Annotated in this window: 12 protein-coding genes; 6 read left to right on the top strand and 6 right to left on the bottom strand. The window is 54.3% G+C overall.

All coding sequences use genetic code 11. The annotated features are described in order from the left end of the window. Window positions 1–49 precede the first annotated feature (49 nt). Together PLIM_RS12410 and PLIM_RS12405 are read right to left on the bottom strand one after the other, a co-directional pair. The gene (locus PLIM_RS12410) at window positions 50–535 is read right to left on the bottom strand and encodes a 6-pyruvoyl trahydropterin synthase family protein (protein WP_013110665.1); all 486 of its coding nucleotides are present in this window, start codon (window positions 533–535) and stop codon (window positions 50–52) included. Between the two features lie 186 nt (window positions 536–721). Next, window positions 722–1,750: a triphosphoribosyl-dephospho-CoA synthase gene (locus PLIM_RS12405; RefSeq protein WP_013110664.1), complete on the bottom strand. Its 1,029-nt coding sequence runs from the start codon at window positions 1,748–1,750 to the stop codon at window positions 722–724. A gap of 286 nt (window positions 1,751–2,036) precedes the next feature. Here PLIM_RS12405 and sucC point away from each other — a divergent pair, with 286 nt between their 5' ends. From sucC to ppk1, 5 genes are all read left to right on the top strand, one after another. Further along, a complete protein-coding gene (sucC, locus tag PLIM_RS12400; RefSeq protein ID WP_013110663.1) occupies window positions 2,037–3,221 on the top strand; it encodes an ADP-forming succinate--CoA ligase subunit beta in 1,185 nt (394 codons plus the stop codon). An 82-nt stretch (window positions 3,222–3,303) separates the two neighbouring features. Further along, window positions 3,304–4,206 carry a succinate--CoA ligase subunit alpha gene (gene sucD / locus PLIM_RS12395; protein WP_013110662.1) on the top strand — a complete coding sequence of 301 codons (903 nt, stop codon included), beginning with the start codon at window positions 3,304–3,306 and terminating at the stop codon, window positions 4,204–4,206. Window positions 4,207–4,468: 262 nt separating this feature from the next. After that, window positions 4,469–5,470 (top strand): ROK family protein, encoded by a 1,002-nt coding sequence (locus tag PLIM_RS12390; RefSeq protein ID WP_013110661.1) that lies wholly within the window; start codon window positions 4,469–4,471, stop codon window positions 5,468–5,470. 124 nt (window positions 5,471–5,594) lie between these two features. Beyond that, window positions 5,595–7,196, top strand: a complete 1,602-nt coding sequence (locus PLIM_RS12385; protein ID WP_013110660.1) for a Ppx/GppA phosphatase family protein — start codon at window positions 5,595–5,597, stop codon at window positions 7,194–7,196. 107 nt (window positions 7,197–7,303) lie between these two features. After that, window positions 7,304–9,466: a polyphosphate kinase 1 gene (gene ppk1, locus PLIM_RS12380; RefSeq protein WP_013110659.1), complete on the top strand. Its 2,163-nt coding sequence runs from the start codon at window positions 7,304–7,306 to the stop codon at window positions 9,464–9,466. Window positions 9,467–9,941: 475 nt separating this feature from the next. Here the strand turns inward: ppk1 and PLIM_RS12375 are convergent, their stop codons facing one another. Continuing rightward, on the bottom strand, window positions 9,942–11,897 hold the full coding sequence (locus tag PLIM_RS12375; RefSeq protein ID WP_013110658.1) for a c-type cytochrome domain-containing protein: 1,956 nt from the start codon (window positions 11,895–11,897) through the stop codon (window positions 9,942–9,944). 523 nt (window positions 11,898–12,420) lie between these two features. Next, a complete protein-coding gene (gene larC, locus PLIM_RS12370; RefSeq protein WP_013110657.1) occupies window positions 12,421–13,848 on the bottom strand; it encodes a nickel pincer cofactor biosynthesis protein LarC in 1,428 nt (475 codons plus the stop codon). Between the two features lie 181 nt (window positions 13,849–14,029). Here larC and PLIM_RS22885 point away from each other — a divergent pair, with 181 nt between their 5' ends. Then, window positions 14,030–14,386 carry an STAS domain-containing protein gene (locus PLIM_RS22885; protein ID WP_013110656.1) on the top strand — a complete coding sequence of 119 codons (357 nt, stop codon included), beginning with the start codon at window positions 14,030–14,032 and terminating at the stop codon, window positions 14,384–14,386. 281 nt (window positions 14,387–14,667) lie between these two features. Here PLIM_RS22885 and PLIM_RS12360 read toward each other — a convergent pair whose 3' ends face one another. Then, window positions 14,668–17,259, bottom strand: coding sequence for a zinc-dependent metalloprotease (locus tag PLIM_RS12360; RefSeq protein ID WP_013110655.1), 2,592 nt, complete (start codon window positions 17,257–17,259; stop codon window positions 14,668–14,670). A gap of 471 nt (window positions 17,260–17,730) precedes the next feature. Further along, window positions 17,731–18,471, bottom strand: coding sequence for a PP2C family protein-serine/threonine phosphatase (locus tag PLIM_RS12350; RefSeq protein ID WP_013110654.1), 741 nt, complete (start codon window positions 18,469–18,471; stop codon window positions 17,731–17,733). Between the last annotated feature and the right edge of the window lie 228 nt (window positions 18,472–18,699).

The following is an 18,699-nucleotide window of genomic DNA, read 5'->3' as shown; positions in this document are numbered from 1 at the left end:
ACGAAACTCTGGCTTCTTCCCTTCCCACCTTCTTCCCTTTTTCCCACGCCTACACCTCGACCTTGCAAATCCCCCATTGGCCGAAGTTTTCTTCGACTTCTGCCTGTACGTACTTCACCTGCTGGCCCGGCCATGCGCGGACGACTTCGCACAAGTGCTTTGCGAACCAGTCGGCGAGAAGTTCGGCCGTCGTGTTGGCGATTGGGAGCAGGGCGCAGTCTTCCAGCGGGAAGACCCAGCGGCGATCCTCGAACTTCGCTTCGACTTCTTTCGGACCAACTTCGACTTTGATGGTCGGATGCTGGAGCGGCAAAAGGACTTTGTGATCCAGCTCGTGGACGAGCTTCTGCGTCGCATCCCGGAGTGCAATAAAATCGAAGACATAGCTGTTTTCATCGAGCGGGCCAGTCAATTCGACGGCGACTCGCCAGTTGTGGCCGTGGAGCCGCTCGCAGATGTTGCCGTTGAAGGTGATGAAGTGGGCCGCACTGAAAACGAGATGATCTTTGGTCACGCGAACGCGGAATTCGGGCATGGTGGGGGTTCTTTGAAGTTTGAAGTTTGAAGTTTGAAGTTGGTTGTGAAGTAGGGTCCGCTGTGCGGACCATGTTGGACTCGAAATAGTTTTTGGTTCGTCAGAAATCCAGTTGATTCACGGAGGTTTGTGAGGTGGCTTGTTGATTGTGGTCCGCACAGCGGACCCTACTACGGAGATAAAATCCTACGGAGATAAAACCATGCGAAGGTAAACGAACCAGGTGGCGGCGATGATGTCGGCGGTGGTGCCTGGGTTGCGTTGGTGGCCGTCTGCCCGCAGCCATTGGTCAAAAGTATGATAGAGCTGCCAGCCAGTGGCAGTATAGGGCCAGTCGGCTTCCAGGATCTTTTGGGCCTGTAGGGAAACCTCGGAATGGAACTCAGGCCCCAGTTTGCGAGCAATCAGAGAATCGCCGTGGTGTGCCAGCAGTTCCAGTTGTAATCCGATGGTGGCGACTTCCCACGCAGCGGGTGGAAACTCCCAGCTTGAGGTCAGACAGCAGGATTCCGCATTCGCTTTGCTCAGCTCATCGATCCACTGGCTTAAGCGTGGCAACCAATGCTGGAACAGGCTGGCGAAACCGTCGTCATAGCAGGCGGCAATCTGATCACGATCCCGAGCGAGATGCATGGCCTCCTGGAGTGTCACGGTGGGAGTTTCTCTCACATCCTGTGTGGCACTTTTTCCGAGCCCGCCGGGTTTGGCTGCCATAATTGCCCGGTACATGGCGGCTGCATCGGCGGTGGTTGATGTGGCGATTAAGCGGGCAACAGCCTCCTGCCAGTTCGTCAGTGTTGTATCAGTTCGCGGGGTCATGCCAGTTCGCCAGGTCATGGCCAAGGGAGCGATCAGCAGGACGATCCCGAGGTTCACATTGGATGTCGAGGAACTGTGCGATGCAGCCACGGCCTGTTCAATCCACGTTCCGAGTGAGCCGGGGGTTTCCTGGCTCGGCTGGGGATTTAGCGCAAGCTGGCTACCGAACTTTGCCAGTGATTCGCCTGCATGGCAGAAATCGACGTAGGAAAGGTCGTCAAATGATGCCCAGGGATGCACATTCCCGGCTTTGCGTGAGGTCGCCTCGATGAGGCACGCCAGTTGTATGGCCTCGCCGAGGAGAAGGGTCTGGTTCTCAACGGCTTTTTCGATCTTTCTGGCCTGTTTCTGGTGCCAGCGAGAAAGAGTTTCCGTGATCTCTTGAAAAACTTGCATCAAAAAAGCATTTCCTGTGGGTGCCTGCCGGTGGCCAGATTTCGTATTTTCTGCTGGAGAGATGTCGAAAACGAGGTGAGTGAGAGGACTTTCGTCAAAGTGAAAGCCTCTCGATCTTTAGAATTTTGCCAATTCGCCAGAGTCTGTTGGAAGCTCACTCTCCGCCCCGATATCATCTCAGACGCTGCAAGGGCACAATAGCCCATGGGATCACGTCAGGGAAACTGGTTGTCGACCTGTTTCAGAGTGTGCTGAGACAGGGCCCACCGAAGTAACGGAACAATGCATGAAGATTCACGAGTTTCAGGCAAAAGAACTTCTGGCCAAAGCCGGAGTGGCTGTACCACGCGGAATTGTCGCCAAGACACCTGAAGAGGCTCAGGCCGCTTACGGTCAACTGGGAACAGCAGTCGCTGTCGTTAAATCGCAGATTCATGCGGGTGGTCGAGGGAAGGGTCGGTTTAAAGAGCAGCCCGAGCAGCCCGGGGTGGTGCTGGTGAAGTCGGCTGAGGATGCAGCTGCCAATGCCAGTCGCATGCTGGGCAATACCCTCGTGACGATCCAGACGGGTGAAGAGGGTAAGAAAGTTCAGACGCTGCTGGTCGAGCAGGGTCTGAAGATTGCACGCGAGATCTACGCCGCCTGTGTGGTTGATCGCGAAGTGGCCGGCCCTGTCATCATTGTCTCTTCGGAAGGGGGCATGGATATCGAAGAGGTGGCGGCCCATCATCCGGAGAAGATTCTCACCGAAGCGTTTGATCCCGTCTATGGTCTGGAAGGCTATCAGGCCCGCAAGCTGGCTTTTGCTCTGGGGCTGGAAGGGAATGCTCTCAAGAATGCCGAAAAGTTCTTCCGGCAGCTTTCGAAGTTCTTCCTCGATAACGATTGCAGCATGGCGGAAATCAATCCGCTGGTCGTGACGGAAGAAGGTGAACTGCTGGCTCTCGATGCCAAGGTGACGTTTGACGACAACGCACTTTTCCGCCATCAGAACGTGCTGGCTTATCGAGATCTGGCCGAAGAAGAGCCTTCGGAAATCGAAGCTCAGAAGTGGGGACTGAGCTACGTCAAGCTTGACGGCAATCTTGGTTGCCTCGTGAATGGTGCCGGGCTGGCGATGTCGACCATGGATTTGATCAAGCTGCACGGCGGTGAGCCAGCCAACTTCCTCGATGTGGGTGGTGGTGCCAATGTGGATCAGGTGACGGAAGCCTTCCGCATTATCCTCGCTGATAAGAACGTCAAAGGGATTCTGGTCAATATCTTCGGTGGCATTATGAAGTGCGACACGATTGTGACAGCACTTTTGACGGCCTACGACAAGATTGGCATTCAGGTGCCGCTGGTGGTTCGGCTCGAAGGAACCAATGTGGAACTGGCCCGCAAGATGTTGGCGGAAAGTGGCAAGAAGATCACGGCAGGTCTGGATCTGACTGACGCTGCCAAAAAGGCCGTCGCTTCGATTGCGTAATCAGACGCTTTCACACAACAGGTTTTGAACCTCTTCATTTTCCGAACATCACGTATCTATCGTCGTAGAAAGAATTCTCGAAATGTCGATCCTTGTGGATAAGAATACCAAGATCATTTGCCAGGGGATTACTGGCAAAGCCGGGCTGTTTCATAGTCAGCAGTGCCGGGCCTATGCCAAAGAGCATCGTCCTGGTGAAAATGTGTTTGTCGGCGGCGTGACTCCTGGTAAAGGGGGCACAACAGTCGATGATTTTCCGGTCTTTAATACAGTTGCTGAGGCCTGTGCCAAGACGGGTGCCAACTGCTCGCTGATTTTCGTACCACCACCCTTTGCAGCCGATTCCATTCTGGAAGCGGCTGATGCCGGGATCGAGCTGATTGTCTGTATTACTGAAGGAATTCCCGTGCTTGATATGGCGCGGGTGAAGAAGGCGTTGGCTTTCTATCCCAAATCGCGTCTGATCGGGCCGAACTGCCCGGGTGTGATCACTCCCGGTGTGGCGAAGATTGGCATTATGCCCGGCTACATTCATAAGCCTGGGACTGTGGGGCTGATCAGCAAGAGCGGTACGCTCACCTATGAAGCCACATGGCAACTGGGAAATCTGGGGTTAGGGCAATCGACAGCTGTCGGTATTGGTGGGGATCCCATCATCGGGACACCTTACATCGAGCTGCTCGAAATGTTCCAGAACGATCCGGGGACCGAAGCGATCATGATGATTGGCGAAATTGGTGGAAATGCCGAAATCAAGGCGGCGGAGTACATCAAGGCCCACGTGACCAAGCCAGTGGCGGCATTCATTGCTGGTCAGACCGCACCTCCTGGCAAGCGCATGGGTCATGCGGGGGCGATTATCTCGGGTGGTGCAGGGACAGCCGAAGAAAAGATGGCGGCTCTGGAAGCTGCGGGTGTGGTTGTGGCACGCAGCCCAGGCGAAATGGGTGTGGCTTTGAAGAAAGCGATCGACAATCGCAAGTAGACTTTCCTTTGTGGGAGAGTCATGCTGGCGAAGGATGCAACGACTCTTTGGAGACCCCGCCGGAGCAGGGGATTTGCCCAGTTCCGGTGGGGTCGATGATGTCGAGTGTCGTTGAGAATCCGCTGATTGATTGAAACTGGTGATTCAGACTAAGTCATATCAAGATGGCGATGGGAAGATCGTGCGAGTGCACTTTGCCTCGTGTGGTCTGGCGACAGCCTCCTCGAATCGGTGAGTCCATCCTCCACAGGAAGACCCTTGCATGATTGCAGCCTCGCATGATGATGGATACTGGCTGGGGTTTGATTTAGGCGGCACAAAAATGCATGCCGGTCTGTTTGACCGCAAGCTGCAACCTGTGGGCCACCGGAGAAAGAAAACCCGCGGGCATGAAGGTGCCGAAGCGGGTGTGGAGCGAATTTGCAACAGCATTGAAAAGCTGCTTGTGGAACTGGATGTCTCAGTTTCTCAATTGCGCGGGATCGCAGTAGGCTGCCCGGGGCCGTTGGATCTCGACAAGGGAATCATTGTCGAGTCTCCGAATCTGGGTTGGAAGAATGTGCCACTGAAGGACATTCTGGAAAAGCGATTTGGTTGCGAGGCCACCATTCTCAATGATGTTGACGCCGGTGTGTATGGCGAGCATCGCTTTGGAGCAGGTTCCGGTGCCCGCACGACTTTGGGAGTTTTTCCTGGGACAGGGATCGGTGCAGGTCTCGTCTATGAGGGTCGAATTTACCGCGGTCGCAAGTCGTCTTGTCTGGAATTGGGGCACATTCCGGTGGTGCCCAATGGGGCCATGTGCGGTTGTGGCCGCCGAGGATGCCTGGAAACGGTCGCGAGTCGACTGGCGATGTCGGCAGAGATTGCCAAGGCGGCCTATCGAGGGCAGGCCCCCCATCTGATGAGGGTTGCAGGAACGGACCTGGCGAACATTCGCAGTGGAACATTGGCCGAGGCCATCAGCGATGGTGATACAGTGGTGGAGAAGATTGTTCGCGATGGCGCCCACCATCTGGGCGTAGCGATTGCAGGAACTGTCAACCTGCTGCTTCCCGATGTGATTGTATTGGGCGGGGGGTTGGTGGAGGCATTGCCCAAGCTCTTCCTGGAAGAAGTTCAAAATGCATTGGGATCTCATATCATGCCCGCCTACGAAGGGGCTGTCGAAGTTAAAGTTGCCAAGCTGGGAGATGATGCCGGTGCACTGGGTGCTGCCGCCTGGATTCGTCATCTCGTCGAAGAGAAAACTGCCAAGAATTGATGTCTTGAAGAGCCAGGATATTGTTCGAGTGACCGGCGAGTCGCCCTTGAAAGACGTTGCGTTTCGATCCCTTCCCTGGCATGAATCTGTGGATTGATACCGGGGCAGCATGGAGGAGGCCGGCATGTTGATAGGTCTGAGAGGATTAGAGGGCGTCGAGAGTGGTGGAGGCCATCGATCTCCACCCCATGTTCGACCGGTGGCTGTGATTGATATCGGTGCCACGTCGATTCGCATGGCGATTGCTGAACTTCACGAATCGGGAGAGGTGCATCTGCTCAGCACCCTATCGCAAGCTGTGCATCTGGGGCGGGATGTTTTTTCGAAGGGTGTGATCGACAAAGCGACCATTGAAGAATGTGTGCGTGTGCTGCGGAGTTATCGGCGTGTCCTGGCGGAGTATGAACTATCCCGGCCCGACCAGATTCGTGTGGTAGCGACAAGTGCCGTTCGCGAATCGATGAACAAACTGGCCTTTCAGGATCGAATTTATACAGCCACCGGATTGCAGGTCGAAGTGATCGACGAGGCGGAAGTCAGTCGGATCACTTACCTGGGTGTTCAGCCACTGCTGAAATCCGACAAGCAGTTTGCCGAATGGGGAACGCTTGTTGTCGAAGTGGGTGGGGGAAGTACGGAAATTCTGGTGCTCCAGAATTGTGATGTGCAGTTTTCACAGACCTATCGGCTGGGCTCATTGAGACTGCGGGAAACGATCGAAGCGTATCAGTCTTCCCGTGTCACGATTCGGCACATTCTGGAAACGCAGATGCGGCGTGTGATCGAGCAGGTCTCGCAGCATGTCAATCGTTCAGAGATCCGCAATATGGTTGCACTGGGTGGCGACATGCGGTTTGCCGCCCATCAACTGGGTGGGGAAGTGGGCCACGATGGCATGCTCAAGCTGAAAGTGAATGAACTCGAAAAGTTGACGAATACGATTCTCGACCTGAATGAAGACAAGATCGTCCATAAGTATCACATTTCATTTCCGGATGCGGGGACATTAGGGCCGGCACTGCTGGCTTACGTCCAGATGGCGAAGTCATTCCAACTCGATGAGATTCACGTGGCGAACGTCAATCTGCGCGATGGCATGCTGACGGATATGGCCTCGCATGGGGCTCTCAATGAAGATTTTCGCAATCAGGTGGTGCGTTCGGCGATTGAGCTCGGGAGGAAGTTTAACTTTGCTGAAGCTCATGCTCGGCATGTGGCTAAACTCTGCAAAATCCTCTTTCAAGGTTTACGAGAAGAGCATCATCTGGAACCCCGGTTCGAACTGCTGCTGACTGTCGCTGCACTCCTGCACGAAATCGGCCTGTATATTGGCCCGAGTGGCTATCATAAGCATTCGATGTATCTCATTCTGAACAGCGAGCTTTTCGGTCTCAGCCGGACGGATGTGATGCTGATTGGCCTGACGGCCCGGTACCATCGCAAGACATCCCCTAAGCCGACGCATACCGGCTTTACGCAACTGGATCGCGACCAGCGAATTGCGGTCGTCAAAATGGCGGCATTATTACGGCTGGCCGATGCCCTCGATGCTTCGCACAGCCAGCGACTGCACGAATTGTGGTTTGCCCGGGAAGGTTCGAGGCTGGTGATCAGTCTGCCTCAAGTCGAAGATCTGGCTCTTGAACAACTGGCACTCAAACAGACAGGGGCACTTTTTGAGGAAACCTACGGAATGTCGGTTCTGCTTCGAAAACTGAGGCAGTAAGCCATACGGTTGTTGAGCCAGTGGCTATCAGCCATCGAGCCGGACATGACAGAGATATCTATTGATCGCGATCGATCACTCGCCGTTCATTGTTGAAGAAGTCGCCTATGAATTCCAAAACCAGCCAGCCTGCTCAACCTGCTGTTTCACAGTCTGCGGAGAGTCGTTTTTTCAATCGCGAGTTGAGCTGGCTCGAATTCAATCAGCGGGTGCTCGATGAAGCACTCGATGCGACATCGCCGCTGTTAGAACGACTCAAGTTTCTGGCGATTACCGCTTCGAATCTTGACGAATTCTTTATGGTGCGGGTGGGCAGTTTGCAGATGTTGAGGCGACAGCAGAACACGTCGCGCGATCCTGCCGGTCTGACTGCGATCGAACAACTGGAGGCGATCAGCCAGCGAACACATCAGATGGTGAGGGAACAGTATCGCTGCCTGCTCAAAGAGATCGAACCTGCCCTGCAGGCCGATCAACTCCGTCGAGTCACCAAAGATGAGCTTTCGGATCGCCAACATACGGTCATCCGGCAGGTCTTCGAGCAGAAGATCTATCCGATTCTCACTCCGATTCGAGTGACAGGGCATGATGATTTTCCACAACTCGTCAATCAGACGATGAATCTGTGTGTGCGATTAAAAGGTGAGAGCGATGACAAACCCAAGTTTGCGGTGATTCCCTTTGGCAGGGGACGTGAACGCATTGTGACTTTGCCTCATGAGGCGGGTGGTTACTCATATATCCTGTTGGAAAACCTGCTGGAAATCTGCATCGGCAGCTTCTTTGCCGGTGAGATGGTTCTGGAATGTGTCCCTTTCCGCATGACTCGCAATGCCGATATGGAACTGCGCGAAGATGGTGCGAGCGATCTCTTAAAGGAAATGGTGGAGGCACTCGATGCCCGCCGCGAAGGGGATTGTGTCCGGTTGGAAGTGGCTTCCACGGTTTCTACAGAAACTTTGAGCTTTCTGATGCAGGTGACAGAGGTCTCCGAGCAGGATGTTTATCTGCTCGACGGGCCGCTGGATCTGACCGTGATGATGCGGGTGTTTGAGATTCAAGGGTTTGACCAGCATCGCGATAAGCCGTGGCCCTCTCGCAATTCGCCGCGGATTGATGCGACTCAAAGCATCTTTCAGGAGATCGCCAAGGGGGACATATTGCTGTATCACCCTTACGAAAGTTTCGATCCCGTCGTGCGGTTTATCGAAGAGGCGGCTGTTGATCCTGATGTGCTGGCTATTAAGCAGACGTTATACCGCACCAGCCGCAACAGTCCGATTGTATCGGCTCTCAAGCGGGCGGCACAGAATGGCAAGTATGTGACGGCTGTCCTGGAACTCAAGGCCCGCTTTGATGAGGCACGCAATATCGAGTGGGCACGCGATCTGGAACGATCCGAAGTTCAAGTGATTTATGGCGTCAAGGGTCTCAAGACGCATGCCAAAGTCTGCCTGGTGGTCCGCAGAGAGCCGCATGGCATTCAGCGGTACATGCACTTTGGAACAGGCAACTACAATGAAATGACATCGAGGCTGTATGTCGATGCCAGTCTCTTTACTTGCGATGAAGATTTAGGGTCGGATGCAACGGCGCTGTTTCATGCGGTGACGGGCTACAGTCAGCCTCAGCGTTTTCGCAGGCTGGAAGCAGCACCCTTAGGGTTACGCGAAAAACTGCTCGAATTGATTGATGCCGAGATCGACCGCAAGAAGCATGGCCAGAAAGCGATGATTCATGCCAAGCTCAATGCGCTGGTTGATGAACAGATGATTGAGGCGCTCTACCGTGCGTCTCAGGCGGGTGTCAAAATCCGGCTCAATGTTCGTGGTGTCTGCTGCCTGAAACCGGGCATTGAAGGATTAAGCGAGAACATCATAGTCACCAGTATTGTGGATCGATTTCTGGAACACAGCCGGGTTCTGTACTTTCATCATGGGGGCGACGAGCTGGTTTTCATTTCCAGTGCCGACTGGATGCCGCGAAACCTGGATCGACGGATTGAACTCCTGGTTCCGGTGAATGCACCAGCTGCCAAATCGAGGCTGCTCAGTATTTTGAAGACCCATTTCATGGATACTGCCAAAGCTCGAAAACTCATGTCTGACGGGCGTTATGTCCGCAGTGCTGTTCCTGCAGGGACAGAGCCATTTCGCAGTCAGGCTCAGCTCTATGCGAGAATTTCCGAGGAAGCTCAGGAAGCAGAGCAGATGCGGCCCACCATGTTGGAACCACACCTCCCCTCCGATGTGGAGAAACTGAGTCGCTGATCTTTGTTGAGGCAGTACATTTCGCAGGAGATAACTTCGCAGGAGATAACAGCGAAGTGTTGGTGCTCAAGGCATGCTTGCTCCGAGCCGCAAGCATGGCACATTGCGCGAGACACTGTTCTGTCATCGGGCAATTCTCAGGACAGTGGCACGCGACAGGGTGGCAGGGGTCGGATGTCTTCATCCGCCCCCTGGTCATAAACGTTCGCAAGCACGATTGCACCGGTAACGTTCCTTCCCATAATAATTGCCATGAACTTTAACGCACCATGACCTGGGGGCAAACGAGGACGTTTGACCCCAGCCACCCCGTCGCTCTCTATGACACACATCTGTCACACAAGTGTGGCCCGGCCAACTTGTGGAAGGGTTGTCGTGATTTTTCACGACAACAAGAAGCCGCGCCATGTGCATGCCCTGCCACCACAAGTGACTTTATGCGTTAGGTGGCACGCTTTTGTGTGGCACGCGATGATTACCGGGGCTGATTCAGCCACTCGATCGGCTTTGCCTCGCTGTCAGTCGCTTTGCTCTCTTTCGATAACCCTTTGGCATCGAAGCGTACCATGCGGCCATGTTGATCGCCTGCCAGCAGATCGCCTGTGGTTCCATCAAACGCCAGTGAAAGAGCCACTGCAGGAAGTTTCAGTCGGTTTGTAATAGATCGCTTTTCGGGATCACCGCCAATGAGCACGATCTGCTGATCGCGAAGTGCGATAGCGAGGCATTCTTCGATCCCGGCAGCGGAGTTTTGAGGGCGGTAGGCCAGGCGAACAGGAACTGCGGGGAGCTTCACTTTCTGTACGACTTTGCCATCCGCAATACTCCAGATCAGAAGTTGTGCTTCCTGAGCGATACTGGCGGCCTGCTTCTCTGAAAGACAAACGACATCACTGATCGAGCTCGTATGAGATGAAAAAGTCAGTTCAATATTGCCAGTTCGGGCCGAGGCCACTTTGATCGTTTTGTCTCGACTGGCAGAGAGCAGTCGCTGGCTGTCAGGTGTCCAGACCAGAGCGGTGATCCAGTCGGAATGATCTTCGGAGAGTCGATACTCGATGAGCGATTGTCTTTCATACCAGCGGATGGCCCGATCCGTTCCGCCGGTTGCCAGCCATTTGCCATCGGGTGAAAAACGAACTGCTGTGGCTTCATCGACCGTCATGGCGATGGTTCGATAGGTTGGTGATGTTGCCGACGAGAGTGGCCAGGGAGCAATGCTGATGGCACCCCATCGGCCGGGCTTCCCGGAAGCGATGGCAAGCGTCTGGCCATCGGGCGAAAAACTCAGCGATAAGACTCGTTCACATGGCAATTGCAGGCGGTGCGAGAGCTGTGCGGCTCGATCCCAGGCAAGTACTTCCCGATAGCCAGATGTGACAATCTCGCCGGAGGAAGGATGCATGGCCAGCGCTGTGACGGCTACCGGGCGAGTGACAGTCGTTGTGGAGTTTACCGCCGGATTAGTGCTGGCTGCTCCAACCATAGTCACAATCGATGTTTGCTCGTGGAGACCGATACCCGGCGAGGCACCTTGTTCAATCCAGTGCCGGAGCAACGCGAGCTGAAGATCAGAGAGTGAAGGCTGATCTTTGGGCATTAAGCCTTCGCGGCAATCAGTATAAAGTGATGATTCTTCGGGGCGGGAAGGGATAAGAACTGCTCCGGATTCTCCACCACGCTGCAGGCTCGCCCAGTTCTCCAGATTGAGGCTGCCTCCAGCCACCCGGCTGTTATGGCAGGCATAGCAATGTTCGACCAGCAGGGGGGCAATGTGCCTGGCGAAGGTCAATTTTCCATCACCCCATCGACCGTTTTTCAGATCTTCGTCCCGGGGTGCCTGACGAACTTCTGCGGCTTGAAGCCATGCCGTGAGGCGGGTGTCCGCGACACGATGATCAAAGCGTCGAGCTTCCTCTTCGATGGTCAAAACTTCGAACGCTTCGCGGGCTTGATCGACGGCTTGGCGGAGTGCTTTCAGTTCGGGTTCCGCTTGTTGAAGTTGCTCCTGCAGTGGTTCCTGACGCTGCTTCAGCTCGATGACTTTTCGCTGTAGAGCAGCCTCTTTTTCTGAAGGGTAGGGGGCTCCGGGCAGTTCATCGTCTTTTACGGTCGACTTGGCGAACTTCTCGCGAAGCTCGCGGATCTCTTTCTGGCTGGCGTCCATCTCACGACGGATTTCGCCCAGTTGGTCGTGTACGGGATCAAGTGGCTTGGCTGCACGCCTTAGTTGATTCTGGGCATTCAGCAAGACCTCTTCCGCAGCGAGCCGGCGCGAGGTCGCCGACTTCCAGACTTCTGAAGTTCGAGCGACAGCGGCAGTCAATTCCTCGGGCGGACGAGTTTCTTCTGCCCATGAGGTCGTGGAACAAATCAGACCGCAGGCGATCGCACAGGCGAAGCCAGAGAGGATGGTGATTGCGATCGACATCCTGTGAGGGATGCTATGGGGAATGACAGAAAGCCAGGCGAAATGAGAGGGTCTCTGCATGGCGGGCGGGTGTCTTCTGTACAGTTTGATCTAGGCAGGGGGGCAAGTCTCCACACATGCGGAGGCCATTTCAACCCATCAAACTACACAGATCTGTCGTGTTATTCGAGAGGATTTTTTCGTGCAGATCGTTCTTTGAAATTGGCAAGATTCAATGCAAACAGACCATGAGACGCCAGTTGGGAACTGGTGTGACATGGTCTGGAAGAATGCATGTGGCTGACCCAGTCGCATGTGTGACTGCATAAGCTCAATGTTTTCAATTACTTACGATGACGAATTCGAGCCCGCATCTTTCGCTTTTTGCGACCAATCTTGCGGCGGCCCCGCCCAGTTTTCTTAACACCCATGACCTTAACGCTCCGTTGTTTCAGCGTCCGCGAAGTAATTTATTCCGTCAGAAGTGATGAAGGTTAGCAGCAACTCGACGTTCCTTCAAGCAACTGCTCGGGAATCCATCACTTCAAGGCTGCTTGTGCTCTCCTCGCCCATGGTCATGAGAGTGGTCATGAGAGCGGTCGTGGGAATGGTCATGGGAATGGTCATGGGAGTGATCATGGGAGTGATCGTGGGAATGATCGTGGGAATGATCGTGGGAATGATCGTGGGAATGATCGTGGGAATGATCGTGGGAATGATCGTGGGAATGATCGTGGGAATGATCGTGGGAATGTCGTGTGGCGATCTTTTCCGGTGCGATGACCTGCTGGGGCTGCGTTCCACTCACGAGAAAGGCGGCTTCGGCGGCCCGATAGATCTCACGAATCGGGCGGCCCGCCAATTCGGCCACCTGGCGACAGCTTTCAAACTCAGGTGCAAACGATGGTGCCAGTTGGGTCCCCAGCCCGAGTTTGCCTTCCACGGGGCCAAACTCGGTCTCAACGATCACCGATTGTCGTGTGCGTTTGGATCGTCGCATGATCGAGCGGCGGATTCCCAGCGTGCCGGTTTCAGAAAACAATATCGCTTCCAGTTTCGGGCCGTCAGCCGGGTGGCACAGGAGACTCAGCAGCACTCCAGGGCGGTTTTTCTTCATATCAATCGAAGTTAACCACACATCAAAAGCCCCACTCCCCATGAGCTTTTCTCTGACATAGCCAATCACTTCTCCACTGACATCATCCAGATTTGTCTCCATGAGCAGAACGGTGTCGCTCTCGGGGTCGGCAATGGCCTCACCGACAAACAGCCGCAGAATGTTTGCCCGTTCGGGCATGTCGCGAGTTCCCGCGCCATGTCCAACTTTTTCAATCACCATTTCCGGAACACCCAGCGTGAACCGGTTGACCAGCACCCGCAGAATGGCAGCCCCTGTGGGGGTTGTCAGCTCATAAGGGAGATCTTCCTGCGCGAGGGGAATCCCTTTGAGCAGTTCGGCTGTCCCTGGCGTGGGAATCCGGCAGCGGCCATGAGCAATCATGACATCCCCACGACCGGTCGGGGTCGGGCTGGCCAGAATTTCATCCACTCCCAGGAGATCAAACCCTACGGCTGCTGCTGTGATGTCCACAATCGAGTCGATGGCTCCGACTTCATGGAAGTGGATTTTTTCCATGGTCGAGCCATGCACATGAGCCTCGGCAATGGCTATTTCCTGGAATATCCGCTTGGCCAGAAGCCTTTGCCGGATGGTCAATTCATCAGCACGATCAAGGATTTCGTAGATATCGGCAAGATAGCGGTGGGCATGCTGTTCGGGATGATGAACTTTCATGTGTCGGGCTCGAAAGCCACCCCGCATCACGGTTTCAAATTCGATCCGAACTCCCGGCAAACGCAACGAGTTGATCGCGGCTTCGATCGCGAGCTCATCGACACCGGCATCAACCAGTGCCGCTACGGTCATATCTCCACTGATTCCACTGGCGCAATCGAGGTACGCAATTCTCATGCTGCTTCATTCCCTGGCCATGTTGCCCATTTGTTTCAAAAATCAATTGGCCCAGAGATTGACGTTTTTCGGGCAGGTTTGGCAAGTGCGAGAGAAGTCGGCACAATACAACCTCATCGCCGCCAGTGAATTCACTGACCGGTATTCAGTTTGAGCCAGTCGTATAACAGGAATGGCGTTTATGGCCGACATCCGTGTCACTCACGAAGCGCAGGTGACCGTGATTTCGTTTCCAGCAGTCTTTCAGAGATTGCGTGAAACCGAAGTTGAACAGATTGCCTCCACATTTCTCGCTGCGATGCAAGGGGCGCAGCCGAGGAAAGTTCTCATTGATCTTGAAGGTGTGGAGTTCTTCGGCTCATCGTTTATCGAATTGCTGGTTCGTGGCTGGAAGCGAATTAAGGAAGATCAGCAAGGGGTCTTTGCCCTGTGCAGTGTCTCGCCTTATTGCGTGGAAGTGCTCCAGGTGACTCACATTGATGAAGTCTGGCCACGCTACAGCACGAAGCAGGAAGCGCTTTTAGCTATGGCTTCCTGAATCAGCCGAAGATGTCAATCGCTCCATGAATCATTGGTGCGCTGAGGTTGCATAAAGCATGCTTGCTCAGGGCCGCAAGCATGGCACAAAACCGCTGTTGAATCGTGGAATCCGTATAGCTCGTTTTTTCGTCTCAAAGAAAAACCCCTGCCACTGAGTTGTGAAACTGAGTGACAGGGGTTTTTTATTAATCAACTCTCTGGCAGCGTAAGCCTCAATCGTCTTTTGAACGACTTGCCCACATACGCTGCCCCAAAGCCCGCGAGGGCCCCGTGAGGGCATTAGTCGACGGAGCTGATGGAGAGTTGGGCTTTCTCGACCAGTTCGATTTTCGATTTGAGGTCGGCCAGGTGTGCAGCGGTGTAAGGATCGAGTTTGACGCCGTCCTTCTTCTGGGCTGCTTCGATCTTGGCCTTGATCGCATCGAGGTGAGTGCGAGCCAGGACGCGGGCATCATCTGGTGCACCCGTAGGTCGGGTGGCCATTGAGCCGAGTGCCTTGATGATAGCCCGCTGCAGGTTGCGGCGGTAGCTGTCGACCAGTGGCTTGCGAGCGGTGTAGTCGCCAGCGGCTGGATCGTTCAGTTCGCTGAAGACCGGCACAACGATCAGATCCATATGCTCGGCGAGTGTGTAGGCATCATCATCAGCACCCACCTTGCGCTCGTTATCTTGAATGCGCGAGAGTGTGAGCGATGACATCAGCTGGCTGAGCAGCTTGAGTTGCTGTGTTTCGACGAGCTGATGCAATGCCAGATCCTGTCGTGTTGGTGTCGTGGTTCCCCAGTGCGACCACTTATTGGTTGCCAGGAAGTTGACCAGATTAGGGTCGAGCTTGGGTGCAGCGAAGGCCATTTCAGCCAGAAGCTGAGTGGCGGCCCGCTGTTGTTTGGCATCCATGACACGGAACGGTGCCCGGGCATTGGCATCGCCCTTATGATCTCGAGCGACCTGCAAACCACCCGGCAGACGAGCAGCAAAGTTAGCCGTCTCCCAGTATTCGCCCAGCAGGTGGTTGAACGCGAGCCGGACATTCTGATAGCCATCCCCTTCGACAGCGATCTTTTCCACGACCTTGGGCAGCAGTTCATTGACGAGAGTCATCTGACGTTTGGCAAAGGCCGAAATATCATTCCCCATGTCGAAGCGGTTCGAATAGGGGTCTGCATCGCTGGGGCGGGTGTCTTCATCGGTCGAGTAATCAAGACCAGGTTCAGCGGAGCGGCTGGCAATCTTCTTCAGCTCGGCAGGTTCGTCGCCACTGATCGGTTTATAGCCAAATTCGATCGCCCAGTAATCGTATGGCCCGATCGTCTTGGTGTAGTAAGCACCTTGTGGTTTGCCGGGCAGGGCAATACTCACTGGGCAGTAATCCATGACTGAAGCGACAGTGGCTTCGTTGGCTTTGGCGGGGTCTTCAATATCCGCGAGTGATTTCCACGCACTGGCTTTGAAGTTATGCCTCAGTCCGAGTGTATGGCCCACTTCGTGCATGACGACTTCCTTGAGTGCCTGCTCGATGTATTCTTCGGGAAGTTTGCCGTCTTTCGTCATGTCGCCGCGTGCGAAGAGAGCGGCTGCCGCCACACCCATCTGCCGCTGCATCCCTGTGGTCAACTGGCACAGACGGTCATTGCCTGGCATCGCCACAGTGGCTTCGGGTTTGGCCTGAAGATCGAACAATCCGTTGGCTTTATCGCTGGGAGTAGCGAACAGGTTGTAATCCCGTGCCCACGACCTGAGGAAGCCGGCATCGAAGAGAATGTCGGCGTCGAGAATCTGACCTGTGAGTGGATTCACACGCGATGGTCCAATCGCAAAGCCGGCATCAGCGGTGATCCAGCGGAACGTGTTGTAACGCACGTCTTCCGGATCCCAGTCGTCGTCGTCACGCTGCTGGCGAACTTCGATGGCGTTGGCAAAACCGACTTTCTCGAAGGCTTTGTTCCACTCTTCAATCCCGGCACGAACGACAGGCCGCAGATTGATAGGAATGGTCTTTTCCATGTAGAAAATGATGGGATCTTTAGGTGGCGAGAGTCGGGCGGAAGGATCAGCCTTCTGCAGATCCCAACGGGTAATGTATCGCACAAAGTGCTGAGGATCGGCGTTGTCGGAGAAATCCTTGGTGGCTGTGAGGAAGTAACCCACTCGATCATCGGCTTTGCGAGGCTTGTAACCCGTTGATGGAAGCTGGCTGATGCTGTAATGCACACCGACTTGAACACCACGGGAATCGGGCACGGTCTCGATGGACATCGAGCTGGAATAAACCGCATTGACGGCGATTTCCATGTTCTTGGGGAAGCCTTTGACCTTGTTGATCGTGGATCGATCCATCACAAAGCTGCCACCAAAATTGCGGCCAATCTGCTCGTCATCGCTCAGGAAAACACGCGTCATATCGACGAGAATGCCACTTCCCGATTCTGCGACCACGGGGAGGGCATACATGATGCTGTCGCTGTAAGCGAGTTGGACGGCTGTTGCTTCAGGGCTGCCGGGTTTGGCTTTGAAGCGGACATTCTTTTTCAGCAGATGAACTTTTTCGCCCACCTTGCGGAATGTCCAGATGACGTCATCACCCCAGCTCATGCCGCTGGAGAGGAATCCACCTCCCACACCACTGACGCCGCGTGCCAGCGACGAAAGCATGAGGTATTCCTGCTGCAGTTGAGCAGGTTTGAATTCGACCAGCACCTGCTGATCTTTGAAATAGATGGTCCAGAGACCTTCGACCTTTTTGGCACCTTTTGTTGCCAGAGCAAACTTGTCGGGTGCAGCTTCCTGGGCCTGGCAGGAGGATGTGGCCCAGTCCCCCGTAACTGCCGAGGCAACAATGAGTAAGGCCCCAAGCCACCACGTTCTACGCATAGATCATCCTTTGGAACTGATTTGTCGTGCTAATTGATGCAATCGATACAGATCGCCCAGGTTCTTCACCTTCGCTACAAGATTCTAGCTGATGTTGAAGCGTGTGGAATGGATCAGTTCGCTAGATCGATCGCATTCGTGAAAATCATCGCACCCTCGATTTCCCGAAAATGCGGGTTCGGAGGTCTGTACCAGAGAATCTACGACAACTTGGCAGGCAGTGTGGGAGGAAGATTTCACAGGGCGAAATGGTCTCTTGTGCACTTTCGGTGAAGTTATAGCGCCCTGTGTGCCATGCTTGCAGCACTGGGCAAGCATGTCTTCGCAAGCAAAACATCGCTTTTGTTTTCAGAGAAACATCTCAGCGCCATTGGCAGTTCGCAAGGGGCCTTCATAAGGCGAGCATTCCTTAAGTGAAATGCGTGGAACTTGGCACAGACAGCGTGTCTGGGAGCTTGTGAACGACTAGATTCAGGCGTCGACAAGGACCACAATCACCGTGATATTGTCCTTCGAACCACCATCTTCCGCAGCTTTGACAATGATCTCGGCGATCTTTTGGGGATCGTCGCCACTGGCCAGAAGTTGCTGAAGCTGAGGATCTGGAATCCCCCCCGTGGCTCCATCCGAGCAGAGCAGAATGCGATCGCCGGGCTGAAGTGGATAAGGCTTGGCACCGCTTCCCTGCGAACCATCTTTGGCCCCCAGATACCGATAGAGCACATTGCGATATCGATGGGTAAGGGCTTCTTCCGGAGTTAAAGTCCCCGCGTCCACCAGAGCCTGGGTGAGCGAATGATCGGTTGTCAGTTGCCGAAAATCATGCTTTCTCAACAGATAAGTACGGCTATCTCCCACTCCTCCTGCGAACATCACGTTATTGACGATGACGGCAAAAGTGACCGTCGTGCCCATGTTGTGCAGTTTGGAATCGAGTTCGCCAAGAGCCATGATTTCGCTGTTAGCCAGCGCAATGGCGTCGTCGATCACCTTGACCACATGCTCGTTTGTCGAGCTCGAAAATTGAATCTGGCTGGCTATTTTTTTGGGGATCACTTCCATCGCCAGAGCACTGGCACGCTCACCAGCCGATTGCCCACCCATGCCATCAGCGACAAGAAAGAATCGATTCTGAGCATCCACAAAGAGCGCGTCTTCGTTGTTATCACGAAAGTTGCCCTTAATACTTGTGGAACCGACTCGAAACTTCATGATCTCGACACTCACTGGAATTCATTGAATCAGGCAGGCAAAAAGATCCTTGCTCCCTCTGAGAAACCCGTCAGATCGAGGGATTCCACAGGCTCTTTGCATTGCCGGATTTATGGCACTCTGTCAATTTCGGCGTATGTCAATTTCTGCGTCTGTCAACATCTGTGTTCGTCAACTCGACAGCTCATTTCATCCTAGCTGAACAGCCTCACTCACAACAGTATTTCA

The organism is Planctopirus limnophila DSM 3776 (genome assembly GCF_000092105.1).
Classification (GTDB): Bacteria; Planctomycetota; Planctomycetia; order Planctomycetales; family Planctomycetaceae; genus Planctopirus; species Planctopirus limnophila.
Note: the sequence above shows the minus strand (reverse complement) of the source record. Positions and strands in the feature narration are given on the sequence as shown.